17 protein-coding genes are annotated in these 21,539 nt (G+C 54.2%); 9 read left to right on the top strand and 8 right to left on the bottom strand.

All coding sequences use genetic code 11. From position 1 onward, the window contains the following. The first annotated feature begins 11 nt into the window (after positions 1-11). The 4 genes from bamC (at position 12) to tmcA (ending at position 4,962) form a co-directional block, all read left to right on the top strand. Complete coding sequence (gene bamC, locus NAZ64_RS15970; RefSeq protein ID WP_000331877.1) at positions 12-1,046, top strand: outer membrane protein assembly factor BamC; 1,035 nt, start codon at positions 12-14, stop codon at positions 1,044-1,046. A 174-nt stretch (positions 1,047-1,220) separates the two neighbouring features. After that, on the top strand, positions 1,221-1,934 hold the full coding sequence (gene purC, locus NAZ64_RS15965) for a phosphoribosylaminoimidazolesuccinocarboxamide synthase (RefSeq protein ID WP_001171630.1): 714 nt from the start codon (positions 1,221-1,223) through the stop codon (positions 1,932-1,934). Between the two features lie 130 nt (positions 1,935-2,064). After that, a complete protein-coding gene (gene ypfJ / locus NAZ64_RS15960; RefSeq protein ID WP_001267523.1) occupies positions 2,065-2,928 on the top strand; it encodes a KPN_02809 family neutral zinc metallopeptidase in 864 nt (287 codons plus the stop codon). A gap of 15 nt (positions 2,929-2,943) precedes the next feature. Continuing rightward, a complete protein-coding gene (gene tmcA, locus NAZ64_RS15955; RefSeq protein WP_220569727.1) occupies positions 2,944-4,962 on the top strand; it encodes a tRNA cytosine(34) acetyltransferase TmcA in 2,019 nt (672 codons plus the stop codon). Between the two features lie 26 nt (positions 4,963-4,988). Here the strand turns inward: tmcA and NAZ64_RS15950 are convergent, their stop codons facing one another. The 3 genes from NAZ64_RS15950 to NAZ64_RS15940 are packed head-to-tail and all read right to left on the bottom strand — an operon-like array spanning position 4,989 to position 6,704. Further along, entirely contained in the window at positions 4,989-5,189 is a 201-nt protein-coding gene (locus NAZ64_RS15950; RefSeq protein WP_220569728.1) for a YpfN family protein, read from the bottom strand. Between the two features lie 27 nt (positions 5,190-5,216). Continuing rightward, positions 5,217-6,344 (bottom strand): succinyl-diaminopimelate desuccinylase, encoded by a 1,128-nt coding sequence (gene dapE, locus NAZ64_RS15945; protein WP_001277822.1) that lies wholly within the window; start codon positions 6,342-6,344, stop codon positions 5,217-5,219. A gap of 3 nt (positions 6,345-6,347) precedes the next feature. Next, positions 6,348-6,704: an ArsC family reductase gene (locus NAZ64_RS15940; protein WP_000631923.1), complete on the bottom strand. Its 357-nt coding sequence runs from the start codon at positions 6,702-6,704 to the stop codon at positions 6,348-6,350. A 412-nt stretch (positions 6,705-7,116) separates the two neighbouring features. Here NAZ64_RS15940 and ypfM point away from each other — a divergent pair, with 412 nt between their 5' ends. Further along, positions 7,117-7,176 (top strand): protein YpfM, encoded by a 60-nt coding sequence (gene ypfM, locus NAZ64_RS15935; RefSeq protein WP_001386977.1) that lies wholly within the window; start codon positions 7,117-7,119, stop codon positions 7,174-7,176. 101 nt (positions 7,177-7,277) lie between these two features. Here ypfM and acrD read toward each other — a convergent pair whose 3' ends face one another. Continuing rightward, on the bottom strand, positions 7,278-10,391 hold the full coding sequence (acrD, locus tag NAZ64_RS15930) for a multidrug efflux RND transporter permease AcrD (protein ID WP_220569730.1): 3,114 nt from the start codon (positions 10,389-10,391) through the stop codon (positions 7,278-7,280). Between the two features lie 184 nt (positions 10,392-10,575). After that, positions 10,576-12,276: a nitrate/nitrite two-component system sensor histidine kinase NarQ gene (narQ, locus tag NAZ64_RS15925; protein ID WP_000216814.1), complete on the bottom strand. Its 1,701-nt coding sequence runs from the start codon at positions 12,274-12,276 to the stop codon at positions 10,576-10,578. Positions 12,277-12,461: 185 nt separating this feature from the next. Here narQ and aegA point away from each other — a divergent pair, with 185 nt between their 5' ends. Continuing rightward, a complete protein-coding gene (aegA, locus tag NAZ64_RS15920; RefSeq protein WP_483640986.1) occupies positions 12,462-14,423 on the top strand; it encodes a formate-dependent uric acid utilization protein AegA in 1,962 nt (653 codons plus the stop codon). Positions 14,424-14,871: 448 nt separating this feature from the next. Here aegA and pbp4b read toward each other — a convergent pair whose 3' ends face one another. Beyond that, positions 14,872-16,170 (bottom strand): penicillin binding protein PBP4B, encoded by a 1,299-nt coding sequence (gene pbp4b / locus NAZ64_RS15915; protein WP_001630205.1) that lies wholly within the window; start codon positions 16,168-16,170, stop codon positions 14,872-14,874. Positions 16,171-16,373: 203 nt separating this feature from the next. Between pbp4b and nudK the strand changes: the two genes are divergently transcribed. From nudK to NAZ64_RS15900, 3 genes are all read left to right on the top strand, one after another. Next, positions 16,374-16,949, top strand: coding sequence for a GDP-mannose pyrophosphatase NudK (gene nudK, locus NAZ64_RS15910; RefSeq protein WP_000084033.1), 576 nt, complete (start codon positions 16,374-16,376; stop codon positions 16,947-16,949). A gap of 124 nt (positions 16,950-17,073) precedes the next feature. Next, positions 17,074-18,117: a DUF1176 domain-containing protein gene (locus NAZ64_RS15905; protein ID WP_001270671.1), complete on the top strand. Its 1,044-nt coding sequence runs from the start codon at positions 17,074-17,076 to the stop codon at positions 18,115-18,117. Positions 18,118-18,244: 127 nt separating this feature from the next. Continuing rightward, a complete protein-coding gene (locus NAZ64_RS15900) occupies positions 18,245-18,475 on the top strand; it encodes a hypothetical protein (RefSeq protein WP_000700635.1) in 231 nt (76 codons plus the stop codon). Positions 18,476-18,537: 62 nt separating this feature from the next. On the opposite strand, the gene tkt is transcribed toward NAZ64_RS15900, so the two are convergent. Both tkt and tal read right to left on the bottom strand, forming a co-directional pair. Continuing rightward, positions 18,538-20,538 carry a transketolase gene (tkt, locus tag NAZ64_RS15895; RefSeq protein ID WP_000087325.1) on the bottom strand — a complete coding sequence of 667 codons (2,001 nt, stop codon included), beginning with the start codon at positions 20,536-20,538 and terminating at the stop codon, positions 18,538-18,540. A gap of 19 nt (positions 20,539-20,557) precedes the next feature. Further along, a complete protein-coding gene (tal, locus tag NAZ64_RS15890; RefSeq protein WP_076934968.1) occupies positions 20,558-21,508 on the bottom strand; it encodes a transaldolase in 951 nt (316 codons plus the stop codon). Between the last annotated feature and the right edge of the window lie 31 nt (positions 21,509-21,539).

Raw genomic sequence — 21,539 nt, 5'->3', positions numbered from 1 at the left:
AGGGAGATTTGATGGCTTACTCAGTACAAAAGTCGCGCCTGGCGAAGGTTGCGGGTGTTTCGCTTGTTTTGCTGCTCGCTGCCTGTAGTTCCGATTCGCGCTACAAGCGCCAGGTAAGCGGCGATGAATCCTATCTGGATGCCGCGCCGCTTGCTGAACTTCACGCCCCGGCAGGAATGATCCTGCCGATAACGACCGGCGACTACGTTATTCCGGTCACGAAGGGGAGCGGCGCGGTTGGTAAGGCGTTGGATATCCGTCCGCCAGCGCAGCCGTTAGCGTTAGTGAGCGGCGCGCGTACCCAGTTCTCTGGCGATACCGCTACGCTATTGGTGGAAAATGGTCGTAGCAGCACGCTGTGGCCGCAAGTCGTCAGCGTGATTCAGGCGAAAAATTATCCGATTGAAAAACGTGACGATGCCAGCCAGACCCTGACGACCGATTGGGTGAACTGGAACCGCCTGGATGAAGACGAACAGTATCGTGGACGTTATCAAATCTCGGTGAAGCCGCAGGGCTATCAGCAGGCGGTAACGGTAAAACTGGTTAATCTGGAACAGGCTGGCAAGCCGGTCGCTGACGCGGCGTCGCTGCAGCGCTATAGCACGGAAATGATGAACGTCATTTCCGCCGGTCTGGATAAGACCGCTACGGATGCGGCAAATGCCGCGCAGAACCGTTCCGCCGCAACGATGGATGTGCAGAGCGCCGCTGATGATACCGGTTTACCTATGCTGGTCGTTCGCGGTCCGTTCAACCTCGTGTGGCAACGCCTCCCGGCCGCGCTGGAAAAAGTAGGCATGAAAGTCACCGACAGCACTCGCTCTCAGGGCAGCATGGCGGTAACGTACAAACCGTTGTCTGACAGCGACTGGCGGGATCTGGGCGCTAGCGACCCGGGCCTGGCATCCGGAGACTATAAATTGCAGGTCGGCGATTTAGATAACCGCAGCAGCTTGCAGTTTATCGATCCTAAGGGGCATACTCTGACGCAAAGCCAGAACGACGCGCTGGTTGCCGTCTTCCAGGCAGCGTTCAACAAGTAATTTAACAGGGCTGGAGTAATCCGGCCCTTTTTTCTGATAAGATACGCAAACGTGTGCGTCGGTACAAAAACGCGATTTAACCGCTATTTCGCACCACAATTACAGGCCGACGTCTCCGGCAGGCGTAGCAGGAAATGAATACTTATCGTTAATTCACACCCAGGAGTGTTAAAGATGCAAAAGCAAGCTGAGTTGTATCGTGGTAAAGCGAAAACCGTATACAGCACGGAAAACCCGGACCTGTTGGTGCTCGAATTCCGCAATGATACGTCAGCAGGGGATGGCGCGCGCATTGAACAGTTTGATCGCAAAGGCATGGTAAATAACAAATTCAACCATTTCATTATGACCAAACTGGCCGAGGCGGGCATCCCGACCCAGATGGAACGTTTGCTGTCTGATACCGAGTGTCTGGTGAAGAAGCTGGAGATGGTGCCGGTTGAATGTGTGGTGCGCAACCGTGCGGCTGGGTCGCTGGTCAAGCGTCTGGGCGTGGAAGAAGGCATGGAGCTTAACCCGCCGATATTCGATCTGTTCCTGAAAAACGACGCGCTGCACGACCCGATGGTGAATAGTTCCTACTGTGAAACGTTCGGTTGGGTAAGTCAGGAAAATCTGGCGCGTATGAAAGAGCTAACCTACAAAGCCAACGACGTACTGAAAAAACTGTTTGATGACGCGGGTCTTATCCTGGTGGATTTCAAACTGGAGTTTGGCCTGTATAAAGGCGAAGTGGTGCTGGGCGATGAGTTTTCGCCGGACGGCAGCCGCCTGTGGGATAAAGAGACGCTGGACAAAATGGACAAAGACCGCTTCCGCCAGAGTCTGGGCGGTCTGATTGAAGCCTATGAAGCCGTCGCGCATCGCCTGGGCGTGAAATTAGATTAATTCCGCTTCTGACCGGGGGGCAACCGCTCTCCGGTATCATCCTTTCCTCATTCTGATAGCGTTTACCTGTGGTAATCCTGCGCCTGACCGCCTACGATCATCTGTATAACAAAGAGAGAATGAGGTGATTATGCGCTGGCAAGGGCGTCGTGAAAGCAACAATGTAGAGGACAGACGTAATCGGCCAGGCGGCCCCTCGCTGGGTGGCCCAGGCTTTCGTCTTCCGCGCGGGAAAGGCGGCATCATTCTGTTGGTGGTGGTGTTGGTCGCAGGGTACTATGGGGTGGATTTAACCGGTCTGTTGACCGGTCAGCCGGTTTCGCAGCAGCAGTCGACGCGTTCGATAAGCCCCAATGATGATGAAGCGGCAAAATTTACCTCGGTGATTCTGGCGACGACCGAAGATACCTGGGGGCAACTCTTTCAAAAAATGGGGCGCGGCTATCAGCAGCCAAAACTGGTGATGTACCGTGGTATGACGCGCACCGGCTGTGGTGCGGGTCAGTCCGTGATGGGGCCGTTTTACTGCCCGGCGGACGGCACCGTTTATATCGATCTCTCATTTTACGATGATATGAAAAATAAGCTGGGCGCGGACGGTGATTTTGCTCAGGGTTATGTCATCGCCCACGAAGTCGGCCACCACGTACAAAAACTGTTAGGTATTGAGCCGAAAGTACGCCAGTTGCAGCAAAACGCGTCGCAAACGGAGGTGAATCGCCTTTCGGTGCGCATGGAGCTACAGGCGGATTGCTTTGCCGGCGTGTGGGGACACAGTATGCAGCAGCAAGGCGTACTGGAGGCGGGCGATCTGGAAGAGGCGCTCAATGCCGCACAGGCTATCGGCGACGATCGCTTACAGCAACAGGGGCAGGGGCGCGTCGTGCCGGATAGTTTTACCCACGGCACCTCAGAACAGCGCTACAGCTGGTTTAAGCGTGGATTTGACAGCGGCGACCCGGCGCAATGTAATACGTTTGGCAAAAACTTTTGATAAACCGGGGCAGGGATGTCTGATATCGATGCGCTACAGGCGTTAACGTCGCAAATGACACAGGAAGGCATTCGCCGTTTACTGGTCATCAGCGGCGATGCGGCGTGGTGCCGGGAGCGGGCCGAGGCGATACGCGCTGCATTGCCCGGTGACTGGCTGTGGGTCGCGCCTGACGCGCCCGCCCAGCCGTGCTGTACGCCACAGGCGTTACAAACGCTGCTGGGCCGTGAATTCCGTCATGCGATATTTGATGCCTGGCAGGGCTTTGACGCCGCAGCGTTTGCCGCCCTGAGCGGGACCTTGCAGGCCGGAAGCTGGCTGCTTCTGCTGATGCCGCCGTATGAGACGTGGGAAAGCAGGCCTGATACCGATTCACTGCGCTGGAGCGACTGCGCGCAGCCTATCCCTACACCGCAGTTTGCACAGTATCTTAAACGGACTTTCTCCCGCGATCCGCAAACGCTGCTTTGGCGACAGCGCCAGCCGTTTTGCTGGCCATCTTATCCTTCCCGTGAATGCTGGCGACCCGCCACTGGCGAGCCGCAGCCGGAGCAGGCGGCTATCTTATCGCGTTTACGTGAAATGCCGCCCGGCGTGGCGACGGTGATTGCCCCCCGTGGGCGCGGCAAATCGGCGCTGGCCGGGCAATTCATCTCCCGGATGGCGGGCACGGCTATCGTGACCGCACCGGCGAAAACGGCAACGGATATCCTGGCAGCGTTTGCCGGTGAGCGGTTCTGCTTTATGGCGCCGGATGCGCTGCTGGCGAGCGGGGCAAGAGCCGACTGGCTGGTAGTTGACGAGGCGGCGGCAATCCCCGCGCCGCTGCTGCTGCAACTGGTTTCGCGCTTTCCCCGCATACTACTCACCACCACCGTTCAGGGCTACGAAGGCACCGGACGCGGTTTTTTACTTAAGTTTTGCGCCCGTTTTCCGCAGCTTCACCGCTTCACGCTTCGTCAGCCTGTCCGCTGGGCGTCAGAATGCCCGCTGGAAAATATCGTCAGCGAGGCGCTGATATTCGACGATGAAGCGTTTGCGCAGGCGCCACATGGCGCGATAGCAATCTCGGCGTTTTACCAACAGGCCTGGAGGGAGACGCCCGCGTTGCCGAGGGCTGTGTATCAGTTACTGTCGGGGGCGCACTATCGTACTTCGCCGCTGGATCTGCGCCGAATGATGGATGCGCCAGGGCAGCATTTTTTGCAGGCTACGGCGAATAACCGTGTGGCGGGCGCCCTCTGGCTGGTCGAAGAGGGCGGGCTATCCGCAGAACTCAGTCAGGCTGTATGGGCCGGTTTCCGGCGTCCGCGTGGAAATCTGGTGGCGCAGTCGCTGGCGGCGCACGGTAGCGACCCTTTAGCCGCGACGCTGGTCGGGCGTCGCGTAAGCCGTATCGCGGTGCACCCCGCCCGCCAGCGCGAAGGCATCGGTCAGCAGTTGATTGCCTGCGCGTGCATGCAGGCGGCGCAGTGTGATTATCTTTCCGTCAGCTTCGGCTATACGCCGGAGCTGTGGCGTTTCTGGCAACGCTGCGGCTTTGTACTGGTACGGATGGGCAACCATCGGGAGGCGAGCAGCGGTTGCTATACGGCGATGGCGTTATTGCCGCTGAGCGACGCGGGAAAACGGCTGGCGCAGCAGGAACACCGACGTTTGCGCCGCGATGCGGATATCCTGACGCAGTGGAACGGCGAGGCGATACCGCTGGCGGCGTTAGATGAACAGGCGCTTAATGATGAAGACTGGCGTGAGCTGGTCGGTTTTGCGTTCGCGCACCGCCCGCTACTGACATCGTTAGGTTGCCTGCATCGTTTACTGCAATACAGCGCATTGCCATTACCGGCGCTGAGAGGGCGGCTGGAAGAAAAAGCCAGCGATGCCGAACTGTGCGCCCGGCTACGCATTTCAGGCCGTAAAGCTCTGCTGGCGTTGCAGCGTGCGCAGGCGGCGCAGGCGCTGATTGCGCTGGATGCCGGACGAACGCAGCGTTTACGCGACGTAATGCCCGGCGGTGGGGACCATGCCGGATAGCGATACCTGTCCGGCATGTTATCCGGTTACTTTTTCAGCTGATCTTTCTTCGGCCAGTCGTCTTCATCGTCCCACTTATCGTTAAAATCGCGATGCGGGGGCAGCTCAGGTTTATTGGCAAGGAATTTCTTATGGTCGATGCGTTTGAGATCTTTGATCACATTCAGCAGTACGCCTACCAGAAACACCAATACCAGAATCCACCAATATTTTGCCAGCCAGTCCATGCTTATTTCCTCTTACCGGAACGCTCATCAGGCGACGAGCTGTTCCATAATGCGTTGATACATACGGGCCAGTAGCTGGAGATCGGCGGCATTCACACATTCATTAATTTTATGAATGGTGGCGTTCACCGGCCCCAGTTCTACCACCTGCGCTCCCATACGGGCGATAAAACGTCCGTCGGACGTACCGCCCGTCGTCAGTAATTGCGGTTTAATTTCATTATAGTGCTCAATGGCGTTTACCACCGCGTCCACCAGCTTGCCGCGTGCGGTCAGGAACGGCTGGCCGGAAAGCCACCAGTCTACGGTATAGCGTAGCTGATGCTTCTCAAGCAGCGCATGTACCCGCTCTTTGATCATCTCATCGGTCAGTTCCGTGCTGAAACGGAAGTTAAACTGCACGAACAGTTCACCGGGAATGACATTATTGCTGCCGGTGCCTGCCTGGATATTGGCTACCTGCATACTGGTGGCCGGGAAAAAGTCATTGCCCCGATCCCACTCGATAGCGACCAGTTCATTAAGAAAAGGCGCGGCGCGATGAACAGGGTTATCCGCCAGATGCGGATAGGCGACGTGCCCCTGAACGCCATGAATAGTGAGGTTACAGGTGAGGGAACCGCGACGCCCGTTTTTGACGACATCACCCACAATTTCAGTACTGGAAGGTTCGCCGACCAGACAGTAATCCAGCCGCTCGTGACGGGCCATCAGCGCTTCAACCACCTTGACGGTGCCATTTTTTGCGCTGGCTTCCTCATCAGAGGTAATCAAAAACGCGAGGCGGCCCCGGTGATGAGGATGCTGCGCAACAAAACGTTCAGCAGCCACCACCATGGCCGCCAGTGAACCTTTCATATCCGCCGCGCCGCGACCGAACAACATTCCGTCGCGAATCGTAGGCTCAAACGGCGGATTGATCCAGCGATCGACATCGCCAGCCGGTACGACGTCAGTATGCCCGGCGAACGCCAGCGTTTCGCCACGCCCACGCCATGCCCAAAAATTTTGCGTGTCGCCAAAATCCATATGCTCAATGGTAAAACCGATTTTACGCAGGCGTTCAATCATTAATGCCTGACAGCCTGCGTCATCCGGACTCAGGGAGGGGCGACGAATAAGTTGCTGTGTCAGCTCAATAACCGGGCACGACATAGACTACACCTCATCAAAAAACTGCTGATAACGGGATTCACTGAAACCAAGCAGCATAGGCTTCCCGGGCGCGCAGAGCAATGGGCGTTTGATGATTGCCGGCTGTTCAACCATGAGAGCAGCGGCGGAGTCGGCATCGGTAATCCCGCTGCGATCGCCTTCATCCAGTTTGCGCCATGTTGTGCCGCGCGTATTCAGTAAAGGCTGCCAGCCGAGTTCGGCAATAAAGGTATTAAGAAGAGGGAGGTCTATGCCATCCACACGGTAATCGTGAAAACGATAATCAATGCCATGCTCCTCCAGCCAACGGCGCGCTTTTTTGATCGTGTCGCAATTCTTAATGCCATAGAGGGTAATCATATTGAATCCTTTAACGCGAAATTCGAATAAATAATCAATAGTATCGTCTGCGGGATAATAAGTGTGGCTGTTAATGGTTATTTATCCAGCGCTGATCGGCAATCAATATAACATTGTTGAGTGAATGTGAATAATGATTCCAAAACGTTCCAGATGTGGCTTGTTTATAATTCGCGGGACAAATCCTATTTTGCGTATATGCAATTGATTGTTTTTTAACCCGATTTGATAAAGTAGTAGAAAAGGTATTAATGTTGCTAAATATTGCAGTAAGTCACATAAAATTTACGGCTACAGCGCCATAGTAATATCATAGACAGCATAACCAGAGGATATCGCAACAATCGGTTAAATGAACTTCTCTCTATACCGCTAACTACGTAGAATACCCATAATAATAAGAGAGGCTATTATGATTGAACGTGAACTGGGGAACTGGAAAGATTTTATCGAAGTCATGCTTCGTAAATAAATGCCTGGAAGGCACCGCGCTCCCATAGGGGATAAGAAAAGGCGACTCAACGAAAGTCGCCTTTTTTGTGCCCGACACCCTGTATCAGGCTGGCCGGGAGCTTATTCCGGGCGCGGCTTCAGCGGGAAGCGGCGACGTATCAGCACGAAAAACAGGGGTACAAAGAAGATAGCCAGAATGGTTGCTGAGATCATTCCCCCCATCACGCCGGTTCCGACAGCATGCTGGCTACCCGAGCCTGCCCCGGTGCTGGTGGCCATCGGCAATACGCCAAAGATAAACGCCAGCGAAGTCATCAGTATCGGTCGCAGGCGCTGGCGGCTGGCGTACAGCGTGGCGTCTAACAGCGCGTGTCCCTTCTGATTCATTTCGTTAGCGAATTCCACAATCAGAATCGCGTTTTTCGCCGAGAGGCCGATAACGGTCAACAGCCCCACCTGGAAGTAAACATCGTTTTCCAGCCCGCGCATCCAGGTAGCGAGTAGCGCGCCAATGACGCCGAGCGGCACAACCAGCATCACCGAGAAGGGCACCGACCAGCTTTCATACAATGCCGCCAGACACAGGAAGACGACTAATAGCGAAATAGCGTACAGCGCGGGCGCCTGCGCGCCGGAGAGCCGTTCCTGGTAAGACATGGCTGTCCATTCCAGGCCAAAACCTCCCGGTAGCTGATGCACCAACGACTCCATGACATCCATCGCCGTCCCGGTACTGACCCCCGGCGCGGCCTCTCCGACAATTTCTACCGCCGAATAGCCGTTATAGCGTTCCAGACGCGGCGATCCGGTTTCCCAGCGCGAGGTGGCGAAGGCGGAGAAGGGGACCATGCCGCCGTCTTTGTTACGGACATACCAAAGATTAATATCATCCGGCAACATACGATATTTCGCTGCGGCCTGAACATAGACCTTCTTCACGCGGCCCCGGTCCATAAAGTCGTTGACGTAGCTCGATCCCCAGGCTGTTTGCAGTGTGTCGTTGATATCGTCAATCGATACGCCCAGCGCCTGCGCTTTCCGTTGGTCAATATCAATTTGCAGTTGCGGGCTGTCGTCCAGGCCGTTGTGGCGCACGCGGGTCAAGAAACTGTTTTTCCCGGCCAGCTCAATGAGTTGATCTCGTGCGGCCATCAGCGCGTCATGGCCTGCTCCGGCGTGATCCTGTAATTCCATATCAAAACCGGCGGAGCTGCCCAGACCGCTAATTGCCGGCGGGCTGCTGGCGAAGACGCGAGCTTCTTTAATCTGGTTAAACGCTTTTGTCGCCCGCTCAATAATGGCGAACGAGGAGCCGGTGGTGGGATCGCGCGCGTCCCAGTCTTTCAAGCGAACAAACATGCGCGCGACGTTTTGCCCATTCCCGCCAGGGCCGGAACCTACCGTCGAGAAGACCGACATAATGTTGTCTTTCTCATGGGTGAAGTAATAGTTTTCAACTTTTTCAACGACTTTCAGGGTCTGCTGTTGCGTAGAACCGCTCGGTAGCTGGATAGACGTAGTGAACATGCCCCGATCTTCTTGCGGCAGAAAGGAGGTGGGGAGGCGCAGAAACAGGAACACCATGCCGCCAAGCAACAGAACATAAATCAGAATCCAGCGCAGGCTGCGATGCAAAATTTTCGCTACGCCTTTCTCATAACGTTCGGCATTACGATTGAAGGTACGGTTAAACCAGCCGAAAAATCCGCGTTGCCCGTGCTGTTCGCCTTTGTGCAGCGGTTTTAATAACGTTGCGCACAGCGCCGGTGTCAGGATCATGGCGACCAGCACCGACAGCACCATTGCCGAGACAATGGTGATAGAAAACTGACGATAAATCGCCCCGGTGGTACCGCCAAAGAACGCCATCGGCACGAATACCGCAGACAGCACCATCGCGATACCGACCAGCGCCCCCTGGATTTGTCCCATGGATTTGCGCGTCGCTTCACGCGGCGTGAGCCCTTCTTCGCTCATGATACGTTCGACGTTTTCCACCACCACGATGGCATCGTCGACCAGGAGCCCGATTGCCAGCACCATCGCGAACATGGTTAATGTGTTAATACTGTAGCCGAACGCGTAAAGCACGGAGAAGGTGCCCATTAATACTACCGGCACGGCGATCGTCGGAATCAGCGTGGCGCGAAAGTTTTGCAGGAACAGGTACATCACCAGGAAAACCAGAGCGATAGCCTCCAGCAACGTTTTGACCACATCGATAATCGAGGCTTTGACAAAGGAGGTGGTTTCATACGCGATCTTGTATTCCAGGCCGTGGGGAAAGTACTGCGCCAGCTCGTTGAGGCGATCCAGCACCAGCTTCGCGGTCGCCATTTCATTCGCGCCGGAGGCCAGCTTAACGCCAAGACCGGAAGCCGGATTGCCGTTAAAACGGCTGAGGTAGTCATACTTTTCCGCCCCCAGCTCCACGGTGGCGACATCGCCCAGTTTGACCTCGGAACCGTCCTGATTAACGCGCAGGGTGATATCGCGAAATTGTTGCGGCGTTTGCAGCAATGACTGCGCATTAATGGTGGCGTTCAGCGCCTGCTTGTCGACCGAAGGCGTACCGCCAAGCTGCCCGACGGCGATTTGCGCATTCTGCGACTCAATCGCATCGGTCACGTCTTTCGTGGTCATCTGAAAACTATTCAATTTGGCCGGATCGAGCCAGATACGCATAGAGTACTGTGAACCATAAGCGTCAATATCGCCGACGCCGTTGACGCGGCTGAGCGGGTCCTGAATATTACTGGCGACGTAGTCGGCGATATCCTGCTTGTCCATAGAGCCGTCGGTAGAGACGAAAGCGATGGTCAAAATATTGGTATCGCCCGTTTTGCGTACCGTGACGCCTTGATCCTGTACCGCCTGCGGCAGTTTACGCATCGCGGACTGTAACTGGTTTTGCACCTGCTGAACCGCCTCATCAGGATCGGTTCCCGCAATAAAGCTCAGGGTGATGGTCGCCTGTCCGGTGCCGCTACTTTGTGATGACATGTACATCAGATTATCGAGGCCCGTCATATTCTGCTCAATAACCTGGGTTACGGTATTTTCCAGCGTTTGCGCCGACGCTCCCGGATAATTCGCAGTAATACGTACGTTGGGCGGCGCCAGATCGGGATATTGTTCAACAGGTAAAGAGAAAATGGCTAACGCCCCTGTCAGACACAACAGGATAGCCAGCACCCAGGCAAAAATGGGGCGATCGATAAAAAAATTCGCCATTAAAGGGAAACCTCGTGTTTCTACATATCGTTATAGATTTGAACTGCTTCACTGTAGCGGCAAGCTACGAGCCAAACGTGGAGAAATAAAGGAGATAATGTAAATTATCATGCGCTTTTACAGCATACTTTTTGTGCCAACGCCGGAAAGCCTGACATCTGGCCTTCCGGCGATTTGCCGTTCTTTACGTTAACTGACTCTCTTCCTTGTTGGAGGAGCGAAAACTGATACTGACCAGTGTGCCGCCGCCGGAGGGTTGCGAAAAATTCAGCGTGCCGCCAAGGCGCTCCGCGCGCTCACGCATTATATTCAGACCATAGTGTCCGGCAGGCTCATGCGGTTCGCCGATACCAATGCCATTATCGCGAATATAAACAGTATGATCGCCGTCAGGCGCGGTAACGCAGCTCACGGCGATTTCGCTCGCGTTGGCGTGTTTAATGGCGTTCAGGACCGCTTCACGCACAATTTGCAACAAATGCACCTGCATTTGCGCATCCAGCGCCAGCGTGGGTAAACGGCAATCCAACGTGAGTTTGGCCGGGGTCTGACTCTGTAAATCTTCCAGCATCTCATGCAATGCGGAGGGTAAATCGGCCTGCTGTAACGTCAGACGGAACGTGGTGAGTAGCTCGCGAAGCTGACGGTAGGCGTCGTTCAGCGCTCTGGAAAAATCCGCCATGATGCTTTGCGCGCCGGCGTTATCCTCAGGAATAGCGCGCTTCAAAAGCGTTAACTGAATACGTAAATAAGAAAGTACCTGCGCCAGCGAATCGTGTAGCTCACGGGCAATCGTCGCGCGCTCTTCCATTAACAAAAGTTGCTGGAAGTGTTTTTGCGCCTGATTAAAGTACAAACCACGCCCCAGCATCGTGGAGACGCTGTTCAGCAGCGGCGTAGAGGCATTAACGTTGGGGCTTTGCCAGTGGAGTTCGCCATAGACCGTGTCCTGCATCGTCACTGGCAGCATTTGCATCGGCAAGTCGGGGCTTTGCGTGCCTTCGCTAATCCGCCAGTTATCGCCCACGGTTAACTCCAGATACCAGGCGGCGTCATGTTCACGGACAATTTGCAAAATATGGCGAAAACAGTGGACATCGATTTGGCTGGTATTCAGCGCCTGAGAGCACTGGTATAACACCTCCAGGCGGCGATGCGCTTCGTGCAGATCGTGCGTTTTTTCTTCCACCGAGGCTTCCAGCGAACGATAAAGTTTATGCAGCTCGCTCGACATCTGACTAAACGTTTTCGCCAACAATCCCAGCTCATTGGGTAAGCTGGTATCCAGCGGCAGCGGGGCGAACTGACCATGTTCAATACGCTGACTGGCGGTGACCAGTTGATTCAGCGGACGAACGACCTGCTGGCGAATACGCCGTAGGGTAAAAAAGACCAGCGTAAATATGCCGATACCGCCCGCCAGCGATATGGCGACGACCAGCATGACTTTACGCTCGGCGTAATGCTGTAACGCCAGAACGAAGAGATCAATTTGATCGACGTAATTGTTGATATTGGTCTGATACCAGGCAATGTCGCCGTCCTGTAGGCGGCTATTCATCTCCAGCCAGTTGGCGTGCAGGCGCGCGTAGCGAGTTTTCACCGCCTGCGGCACATACCAGGCGTTGAGATTTTGCAGTACCGGCGAGTTGAGCGCGTGCTGGAAAAGTTGACGATGCGCATTAATCTGCGGGCTACGGCTTTGCAGATCGTAACCCAGCCGATAGCTCTGCATTCGTAGCGAACCGGCGATATTGATCGCTTCGGCATCCCGTAAACTGCTGGTCAGCGTCAGTAATGCGCTGCCGGTGGACAGAATAGACAACAGCACAATATAGAAAAAAGCCTTAGCCAGACTGGCTGAGACCGGGCGTTTAACCGTCACGCTGGCACTCCCCGCATTTAGCTGAATCGCAATTGCATTTGCTTTGAAATAAATTGATCTGCCACAGGTTCTGGACAGATAGTTGTGCTTCCTGGGCAGATGAACATTGCCGACCCCGCCTTCGTCAGTTAATAACAATGCTCATATAAAGAATAAGGTTTTTACAACCAAAACAGAAGGATGCCATGAATCGTTTTATTATGGCCAATAGCCAGCAGTGTCTGGGCTGCCATGCCTGCGAGGTCGCCTGCGTAATGGCTCACAATGATGAGCGCCATGTCCTGACGTCACAGTGCTATCAGCCCCGAATTACTGTCATCAAACATCAGCACCAGCGCAGCGCGGTCACATGTCACCATTGCGAAGATGCGCCCTGCGCCCGTAGCTGTCCGAACGGCGCGATCGCGCATATTAACGACAGCGTGCAGGTCAATGCGCAGAAGTGCATCGGCTGTAAATCCTGCGTCGTCGCCTGCCCATTCGGCACCATGCAGATGGTATTGACGCCCGTCGCGCCAAACCAGTTCAAAGCCAGCGCGCATAAATGCGATCTGTGTCAGGGACGTGAACAGGGTCCGGCCTGTGTGGAAAATTGCCCGGCGGATGCGCTGCAACTGGTCACCGAAGACTCGTTGACCCGTCTGGCTAAAACGCGACGGCTGCGTACCGCCCGGCAGGAGATTCGCCCCTGGCATACCGTGGATACACAACACAGTGGGGCAGCAAGCAGCAAAGCCGAGCGTATGCAGGCGACGCCGCCGCGCGGCGAACCGGATAAACTGGCGATTGAAGCGCGTAAAACCACCTTTGAGGAAATTTATCTGCCGTTTCGCGCCGCGCAGGCGGAGCGTGAAGCGACCCGCTGCCTCACATGCGGGGAACACAGTATCTGCGAATGGACCTGTCCGCTGCATAACCATATTCCCCAGTGGATCGAACTGGTGAAAGCTGGCGATATTGATGCGGCGGTAGAGCTTTCCCACCAGACCAACTGCCTGCCGGAAATTACCGGGCGCGTCTGTCCGCAGGACCGGCTATGCGAAGGCGCGTGTACACTCCGCGATGAGTATGGCGCGGTTACCATCGGCAACATTGAGCGCTATATCTCCGATCGCGCTCTGAGCAAAGGCTGGCGTCCCGACCTGTCGGACGTACAGAAGAGCGATAAGCGCGTGGCGATTATCGGCGCGGGGCCGGCAGGTCTTGCCTGCGCTGACGTGCTGGCGCGCCATGGCGTAAGCGCCACCGTCTACGATCGCCATCCGGAAATCGGCGGTTTGCTCACCTTTGGTATTCCGGCTTTCAAACTGGATAAATCTCTGCTGGCGCGCCGTCGGGAAATCTTCAGCGCGATGGGGATTCGTTTCGAGCTTAACTGCGAAGTAGGGAAAGATATTTCTCTGGAGACGCTGCTGGAGAGTTATGACGCCGTCTTTGTCGGGGTAGGAACCTATCGTTCCATGAAGGCTGATTTACCGAATGAAGACGCGCCGGGGGTATATGATGCGTTGCCATTCCTTATCGCTAATACCAAACAGGTGATGGGGCTTCCGGCGTTGCCTGACGAGCCGTTTATTGATACTGCGGGCCTTAACGTGGTTGTGCTGGGCGGCGGTGACACCGCAATGGACTGCGTACGTACGGCGCTGCGTCATGGCGCTGCCAACGTCACCTGCGCTTATCGCCGTGATGAGGCCAATATGCCGGGGTCGAAAAAAGAGGTGAAAAACGCGCGGGAAGAGGGCGCGAACTTTGAATTTAACGTTCAGCCGGTTGAGTTGGTGCTGGATACGCACGGGCGCGTCAGCGGTATTCGCTTTTTGCGTACGCGGCTTGGCGAACCGGATGGTCAGGGGCGACGCCGTCCGGTACCTGTACCGGACAGCGAGTTCGTGATGCCGGCGGATGCGGTCATTATGGCGTTTGGTTTTCATCCGCATGGTATGTCGTGGCTGGAATCGCATGGCGTGAAGGTGGATAACTGGGGACGTATTGCCGCCAGCGTCGAGAGCGAGTTTCGTTACCAGACGTCCAACCCGAAAATTTTCGCCGGCGGCGATGCGGTGCGCGGCGCCGATCTGGTGGTGACGGCGATGGCAGAAGGCCGACATGCCGCGCAGGGGATACTCGACTGGTTAGCTAAATAAGCGTATTTGTAGGCCGGTTAAGGCCTGGAACGGTTAAATGATTGAGTGATAAAAAATCTTAAACTTATTGGCTAACCTTACTCCGTTTGCAGAAATGTTGACGCTCGCAGGGCTGAACGCCCTGCGATAAACATTTTCCCGTCGGGTCGACGTTTAACAGGCCTGATGAGGCCAATCTTAGTATTGAAAATAGAGTGTAAATTGAAGGAAGGGACGCTATCAGAATCCCTTCTTAGAGCCTATCCCATTAGGGCTATTTTACTTGCCATTTTGGACCTGGGCAGTGCTCGCCAAAACGCATTAGCGTTTTGAACGCCGCTTGCGGCGGCCCGAAGGGCGAGCGTAGCGAGTCAAACCTCACGTACTACGTGTACGCTCCGGTTTTTGCGCGCTGTCCGTGTCCAAACTGGCTGCGCCAATAACGCCTGGTGGGAAAGGCTCTTAATTTTTATTTTAAGGAACCATATATCTGGTCAACAATCCAGCCATACGTCGCCGCAGGTAATAATCCACTGACAAAAACATTCGGATTCACTTTAGGATTTGCTACCGGAGAGTGCGGCCTGTTACCTAAAATCACAATCGCCATATGATTAACCGGATCGATAGACGTCAGCGTTCCGGTCCATCCGGTATGTCCATACGTTTGCGGACTGGCTAATACCCCGAACGTGGGGGTCATTGAGGCGTTGCCGTTAACGCGCCACCCCAGACCAAAGGTAGCGTCTTCTGGCGAGCGGCGAGTAAACTGCGCAACCGTTTTGTCGTCGAATAGCTTCACGTTACCGTAGCCGCCCCCATTGAGCATGACTTGCATTAACACAGCCATATCATGGGTGTCAGAAAACAGTCCGGCGTGTCCTGAAACGCCGCCCATTGAGTACCAGGCTTTTTCATCATGCACCTGGCCCCATAGTGTATTGGTGCGAATATTGGGGAAATGAATCACGCCGTCACGCGTATTGCCGTGTAGTTCCGTTGCGGCGATTTGCGGCGGCGTGAAGCCTTTCATCAGCGGGTTAAAGACGGTATGTTTTAATCCGAGCGGTTTATAAATGGTGGTTTCGACGTAGCGATCTAATGGCATTGCCGTTATCGATTCAACGATAAAACCAAGAATCATATAATCCACGTCGCTGTAGATATGCTTTGACCCAGGTTGATATTCCAGCGGCGTCTTTTTAATCATCTCCAGAGTAGTGCTTTTACTCTGTGAAAATAATTTACCGGCGACGTTTTTATTAGGATATTGTGGGTCGGCAGGAAAGCCCGCGACGTGATGAAGAATATCAATAATGCGGAGTTTATCTTTGCCTTTTATTTTATCCCCAGGCATATCCTTAAAGCCGGGGATGTATTTTGATACCAAATCATTGACATCTATTTTTCCTTCATACACCAGTTTTTGCAATGCAAAGTTAGTGGCATACATTTTTGTGTTTGAAGCCAGGTCATACATCGTGTTAGTGGTCGCCCGAATAGGATGGGCTAACAGCGTGGAACCGTCATATTTTTTGGCATAGCCCCAGGCTTTTTGTAGAACAATATGATTATCTTTTATCACCAGAAGATTAATACTGGGATATCCGGCATCAATTTGATTTTGAATCCAGCCATCAAGTCGGTGAAGTTTTTGGCTATCAAACCCCACCTGATCAGGACTCGCGGTGGTCAATACCGGATACTCAACGGCAAAAGCTGAAAGGGAAAACGTCAGTAGAACCGTCGCAACGAGAGTAAATTTCATGATGATTCCCTCAGTCTCACTCCGGCCGTCAAATCATATCGCGAGCATGGACTCTGCGGCCCGGAGAAGCAGAATATGGTCATGGCAGTGACAGAAAAATATGGCTGTACGTCCGTTCAGTTGGCATTAAGGATTAACCCTTCAGCAGACAAAACCGGCCTCACGGCGTAATATTAATGCTCTTTTTACACCCTGGAGCCAGCATGTCGCAAACCATTACGCTTATTAAGGATAAAATTCTTTCTGATAATTATTTCACTCTGCGCAACATTACCTATGACCTGACCCGTCGTAATGGCGAGGTTATCCGTCACAAGCGTGAGGTTTACGATCGCGGGAATGGCGCAACCATTCTGCTTTACAACTCAACTAAAAAAACCGTGCTTCTGGTTCGTCAGTTTCGCGTGGCGACATGGGTCAACGGTAATCAAGACGGTATGTTAATTGAAACCTGCGCTGGCCTGCTTGATAACGACGAGCCGGAGGTCTGTATCCGTAAAGAGGCCATTGAAGAGACAGGGTATGACGTTGGTGAGGTACGCAAGATATTTGAGCTTTATATGTCGCCAGGCGGCGTCACGGAGCTGATTCATTTCTTCATTGCCGAATATCATGATAGCGAGCGTGCCAGCATCGGCGGCGGCGTGGAGGACGAAGAGATTGAGGTGCTTGAACTGCCGTTTTCCCGGGCGCTGGAAATGGTGCGCTCAGGTGAGATTCGGGACGGTAAGACCGTGTTATTGCTTAACTATTTACAGACGTCTCATCTAATGGACTGAAAAAAAAGAAATATATTTCTTTACACAAAAAAGACCAATCCGATAAATCTGATTGAGAACCCTGAGGCGCGCAAGGAAGATACCGCCTTAGCTGTGTTGTTCTGAATCTGGGGTTGTTCCGTTCATGCGCTACCGCGTTATTCTTTTTTGTCTGTTTGGCCTGTTGCCGGTCCAGCTACTGTGGGCTGCGCCAGCGCAACGGACTTTTTCCGACTGGCAGGTCACCTGCAATAACCAAAATTTTTGCGTAGCGCGCAATACTGGCGAACATCATGGGCTGGTGATGACATTAAGCCGCAGCGCCGGGGCGCGTACCGATGCGGTACTGCGTATCGACCGCGGCGGTTTGGCGCCGCCCGACGCTAAAGAAGCCGCAATTGCGCCTCGCTTATTGCTGGATGGCAAACCGCTTTCGTTCAACAGTCCACACTGGCGCGTGTCGCCCTGGCATCTCATGACCGGCGATCCTGCCACCATCACCGCATTTTTACAGACGATTCAGGATGCGCAGGCCATCACCTTAAAAAACGGCGTTCAGACGCTTTCGCTGGCGGGATTAAAAGCGGCATTACTGTTTATCGACGCGCAACAAAAACGTGTGGGTAGCGAAACCGCCTGGATTGAAAAAGGAAACGAACCGCCGCTCAGCGTGCCCCCGGCGCCGGCATTAAAGGGGATCGCCGTTATTAATCCAACGCCCGTACCGCTGAGTGAGGAAGAACGCGACGATCTGCTGGACTACGCAGCATGGCGGGTAAACGGCATTCGTTGTTCGCTTGACCCGCTGCGTCGTGAGACGCAGGTTAGCGCGTTGACGGATGATAAAGCGTTATTGATTGTTAACTGCGAAGCCGGCGCCTATAACACTATTGATCTCGCCTGGGTAGTTTCACGCAAAAAAACGCTCGTCTCGCGCGCCGTACGTTTGCGGCTGCCGTTTAATCGCGGCGTCGAAAGTAATGACATGGAGTTGATGAACGCCTTCTTTGACGAGAAAACGCGCGAACTGGTGACGTTGGCGAAAGGGCGGGGGTTAACCGACTGTGGTATCCAGACGCGCTGGCGCTATGATGGCGATCGTTTTCGTCTGGTACGTTATGCCGAAGAACCGAGCTGCGATAGCTGGCACGGGCCGGATGCCTGGCCTACGCTGTGGATCACGCGTTGAATCCTGGTTGTTATCCCCTTTTCAGAATAAGGATACACCTATTGAGGTTTCATTTATGGTATAGAGATTGCTACGTTACGGTAGGATTGTTACTTTACCCGATAGCCTCACCACAGCAGGAAATAGTATGAAAATAAATAATGGCCCCGTATTATGCCCCCATTGTGGCTGCCTGAGCGCTTATTATGAAATAGATCGGCTGGCGGCGATAAGAGAAAAAGTGAATAAAGAAGGCGGATCAGCGGCGTGGGATTCAACATTACAGGCGCATAAAAAAAAGGCCTTTTGCCTGATGTGCCATAAATCCATTGATGAGGTCGTCATCGGGCAGTCAGATGCGCCTGAGTCTACGAAGTAATTTTGCACAGCCTACAGAACAGGTCTGCAGACTGTGCAAAGTCTGTGTTGCTAACGCTCGTCTTAGCCTTTGATGTTCAGCACCCGGCGGGCTTTTTCTACAATATTTTCCACGGTAAAGCCAAAATACGGGAACAGTTTGTCAGCCGGGGCGGATTCACCGTATCCCGTCATGCCGATAATTGCGCCTTTTAGGCCAACATATTTATACCAGTAGTCGGCTATACCGGCCTCCACTGCGACGCGGGCGGTCACGTGCGCCGGTAGCACTGATTCGCGATATGCCTCGTCCTGCGCATCGAAAATATCCGTTGAAGGCAACGACACCACGCGAACGTTATGCCCCTCGCCAGTCAATTTTTCCGCCGCCTGGAGGGTAATTTCCATTTCCGATCCGGTAGCGATCAGAATGATATCCGGCTTGCCGCCGCTATCTTTGAGAATATAACCGCCGCGAGCAATTGCTTTCACCTGTTCCGGCGTGCGTTCCACCTGCGCCAGATTCTGCCGCGAGAGAATCAACGCCGTCGGCCCGTGGTGACGTTCAATGGCCAGCTTCCAGCCGACAGCCGCCTCAACCTGATCGCAGGGACGCCAGGTGCTGAAGTTTGGCGTTAAGCGCAGGCTCGCCAGTTGTTCCACGGCCTGGTGCGTCGGGCCATCTTCGCCCAAACCGATGGAGTCGTGGGTATAGACCATAATCTGCCGGGCTTTCATTAAGGCCGCCATACGCGCCGCGTTACGCGCATATTCGACAAACATCAGAAACGTGGCGGTATACGGTACAAAGCCGCCGTGGTGGGCGATGCCGTTAGCAATGGCGGTCATGCCGAATTCGCGCACGCCATAGTGGATATAATTACCTGCCGGATCCTCTTTCAACGAGGTCGAACCTTTCCAGATAGTCAGGTTGCTCGGCGCCAGATCCGCCGATCCGCCCAACAGTTCCGGCAACAGGGGACCGTAGGCATTGAGCGTATTTTGCGATGCTTTACGGGTGGCGATTTTGGCCGGATTAGCCTGCAAGTCGTTAATAAATTTTTGCGTGGCGGATTCCCATGCCTCCGGCAATCCGCCGCTCATCCGGCGGGTAAACTCTGCGGCCAGCTCAGGATAAGCCTTCTCATAAGCAGCAAACTTTTCCTGCCACTGCTGCTGCGCTTTCTCACCTTTTTCACGGCCATCCCACGCGCGGTAAATCTCTTTTGGGATCTCAAACGCCGGATGATGCCATCCCAGCTTCTGGCGGGTCAGCGCCACCTCTTCTTCGCCCAGCGCCGCGCCGTGCGACTCCTCCTTCCCGGCTTTATTCGGTGAGCCAAAACCTATCACCGTCCGACAGATAATTAGCGAAGGTTTATCTTTTACGCTCTGGGCTTCGAGAATGGCTTTTTTCACCGCTTCCGGATCGTGCCCGTCAATGTCATGCACGACATGCCAGTGGTAGGCTTCAAAGCGTTTGGCGGTATCGTCGGTAAACCAGCCTTCGGTTTCGCCATCAATGGAGATGCCGTTGTGATCGTAAAAGCCGATCAGTTTGCCCAGTCCCAGCGTACCAGCCAGCGAACACACCTCATGCGAGATCCCCTCCATCAGACAGCCGTCGCCCATAAAGACATAGGTGTAGTGGTCGACAATCTCATGGTCCGGCCGGTTGAACTGTGCGCCTAACGTACGCTCAGCAATCGCCAGCCCGACGGCATTCGCCAGCCCCTGGCCCAGCGGCCCGGTGGTGGTTTCAACGCCGGGCGTATAGCCAATCTCCGGGTGACCTGGCGTTTTAGAGTGCAGTTGACGGAAGTTTTTTAACTCCTCCAGCGGCAGGTCATAGCCGGTTAAATGCAGCAGACTATAGAGCAGCATGGAGGCGTGACCGTTGGAAAGGATAAAACGGTCACGGTCATACCAGGTCGGATCGGTGGGGTTATGTTTAAGAAAATCGTTCCATAGCACTTCAGCGATATCCGCCATCCCCATCGGCGCGCCGGGGTGCCCGGAATTGGCTTTTTGAACGGCATCCATGCTCAGCGCACGAATCGCATTGGCAAGGTCTTTACGGGACATAAATCACTCCATGCAAGGTTTATAGTTTGGCGGCAAGCAGGTCTTCCAGTTTGCGCTGGTCAACGGCAAAAAGACGGATACCTTCCGACAGCTTCTCTACGGCCATCGCGTCCTGATTATGTTCCCAGCGGAACTCCGCTTCCGTCATTGGCGTAGGACGGTGGAACATCTGCGAGGAAGGCACCAGTTTACGGATCACCGGTTCTTCTTTTTCTTTCAGCTCTTTAAGCAGGTTAGGGGAGATAGTCAGTCGATCGCAGCCGGTTAGCGCGAGGATTTGCTCAGTACGGCGGAAACTTGCCCCCATCACGATGGTTTCATAGCGATGCTGTTTAAAGTAATCGTAGATATTGCGTACCGATTTCACGCCGGGATCTTCCTCCACGACATACGGCTCCAGTGGACTACGCGCCTGATACCAGTCGTAAATTCGGCCCACGAACGGAGAGATCAAATAGACGCCCGCTTCGGCGCAGGCGCGCGCCTGGGCAAAAGAGAACAACAACGTCAGGTTGCAATTAATACCCTCTTTTTCGAGCTGCCCGGCGGCGCGGATACCTTCCCAGGTTGCGGCGAGCTTGATCAGAATGCGTGATTTATCAATACCCTGCTGCTGGTAGAGATCCACCAGATGGCGCGCTTTCTCGATACTTTTTTCTTTATCGAATGATAACCGCGCGTCGACTTCAGTGGAGACGCGACCGGGAATACTTTTCAGTATTTCCGCGCCAAAATTGACCGCCAGTTTATCGCTGGCTACTGCAACCTGCTGTTCCTGCGTACCGCCGTGTTTTTTCCCCCAGCCAATCGCATCCTCAATCAAATGACCATACTGCTCAAGCCCGGCGGCTTTCAGCAGTAAAGAGGGATTTGTCGTGGCATCCTGCGGCTGGTAGTGGCGGATGGACTCGATGTCGCCGCTGTCGGCGACGACGGTAGTGAATTGTTTGATGCCGTCTAGCTGGTTCATAGGAAATACTCCTTGAAAAGTAAAGTGTTAG

Source organism: Salmonella sp. A1325, from assembly GCF_056991255.1.
This window is presented reverse-complemented; position numbering and strand designations above follow the sequence as displayed.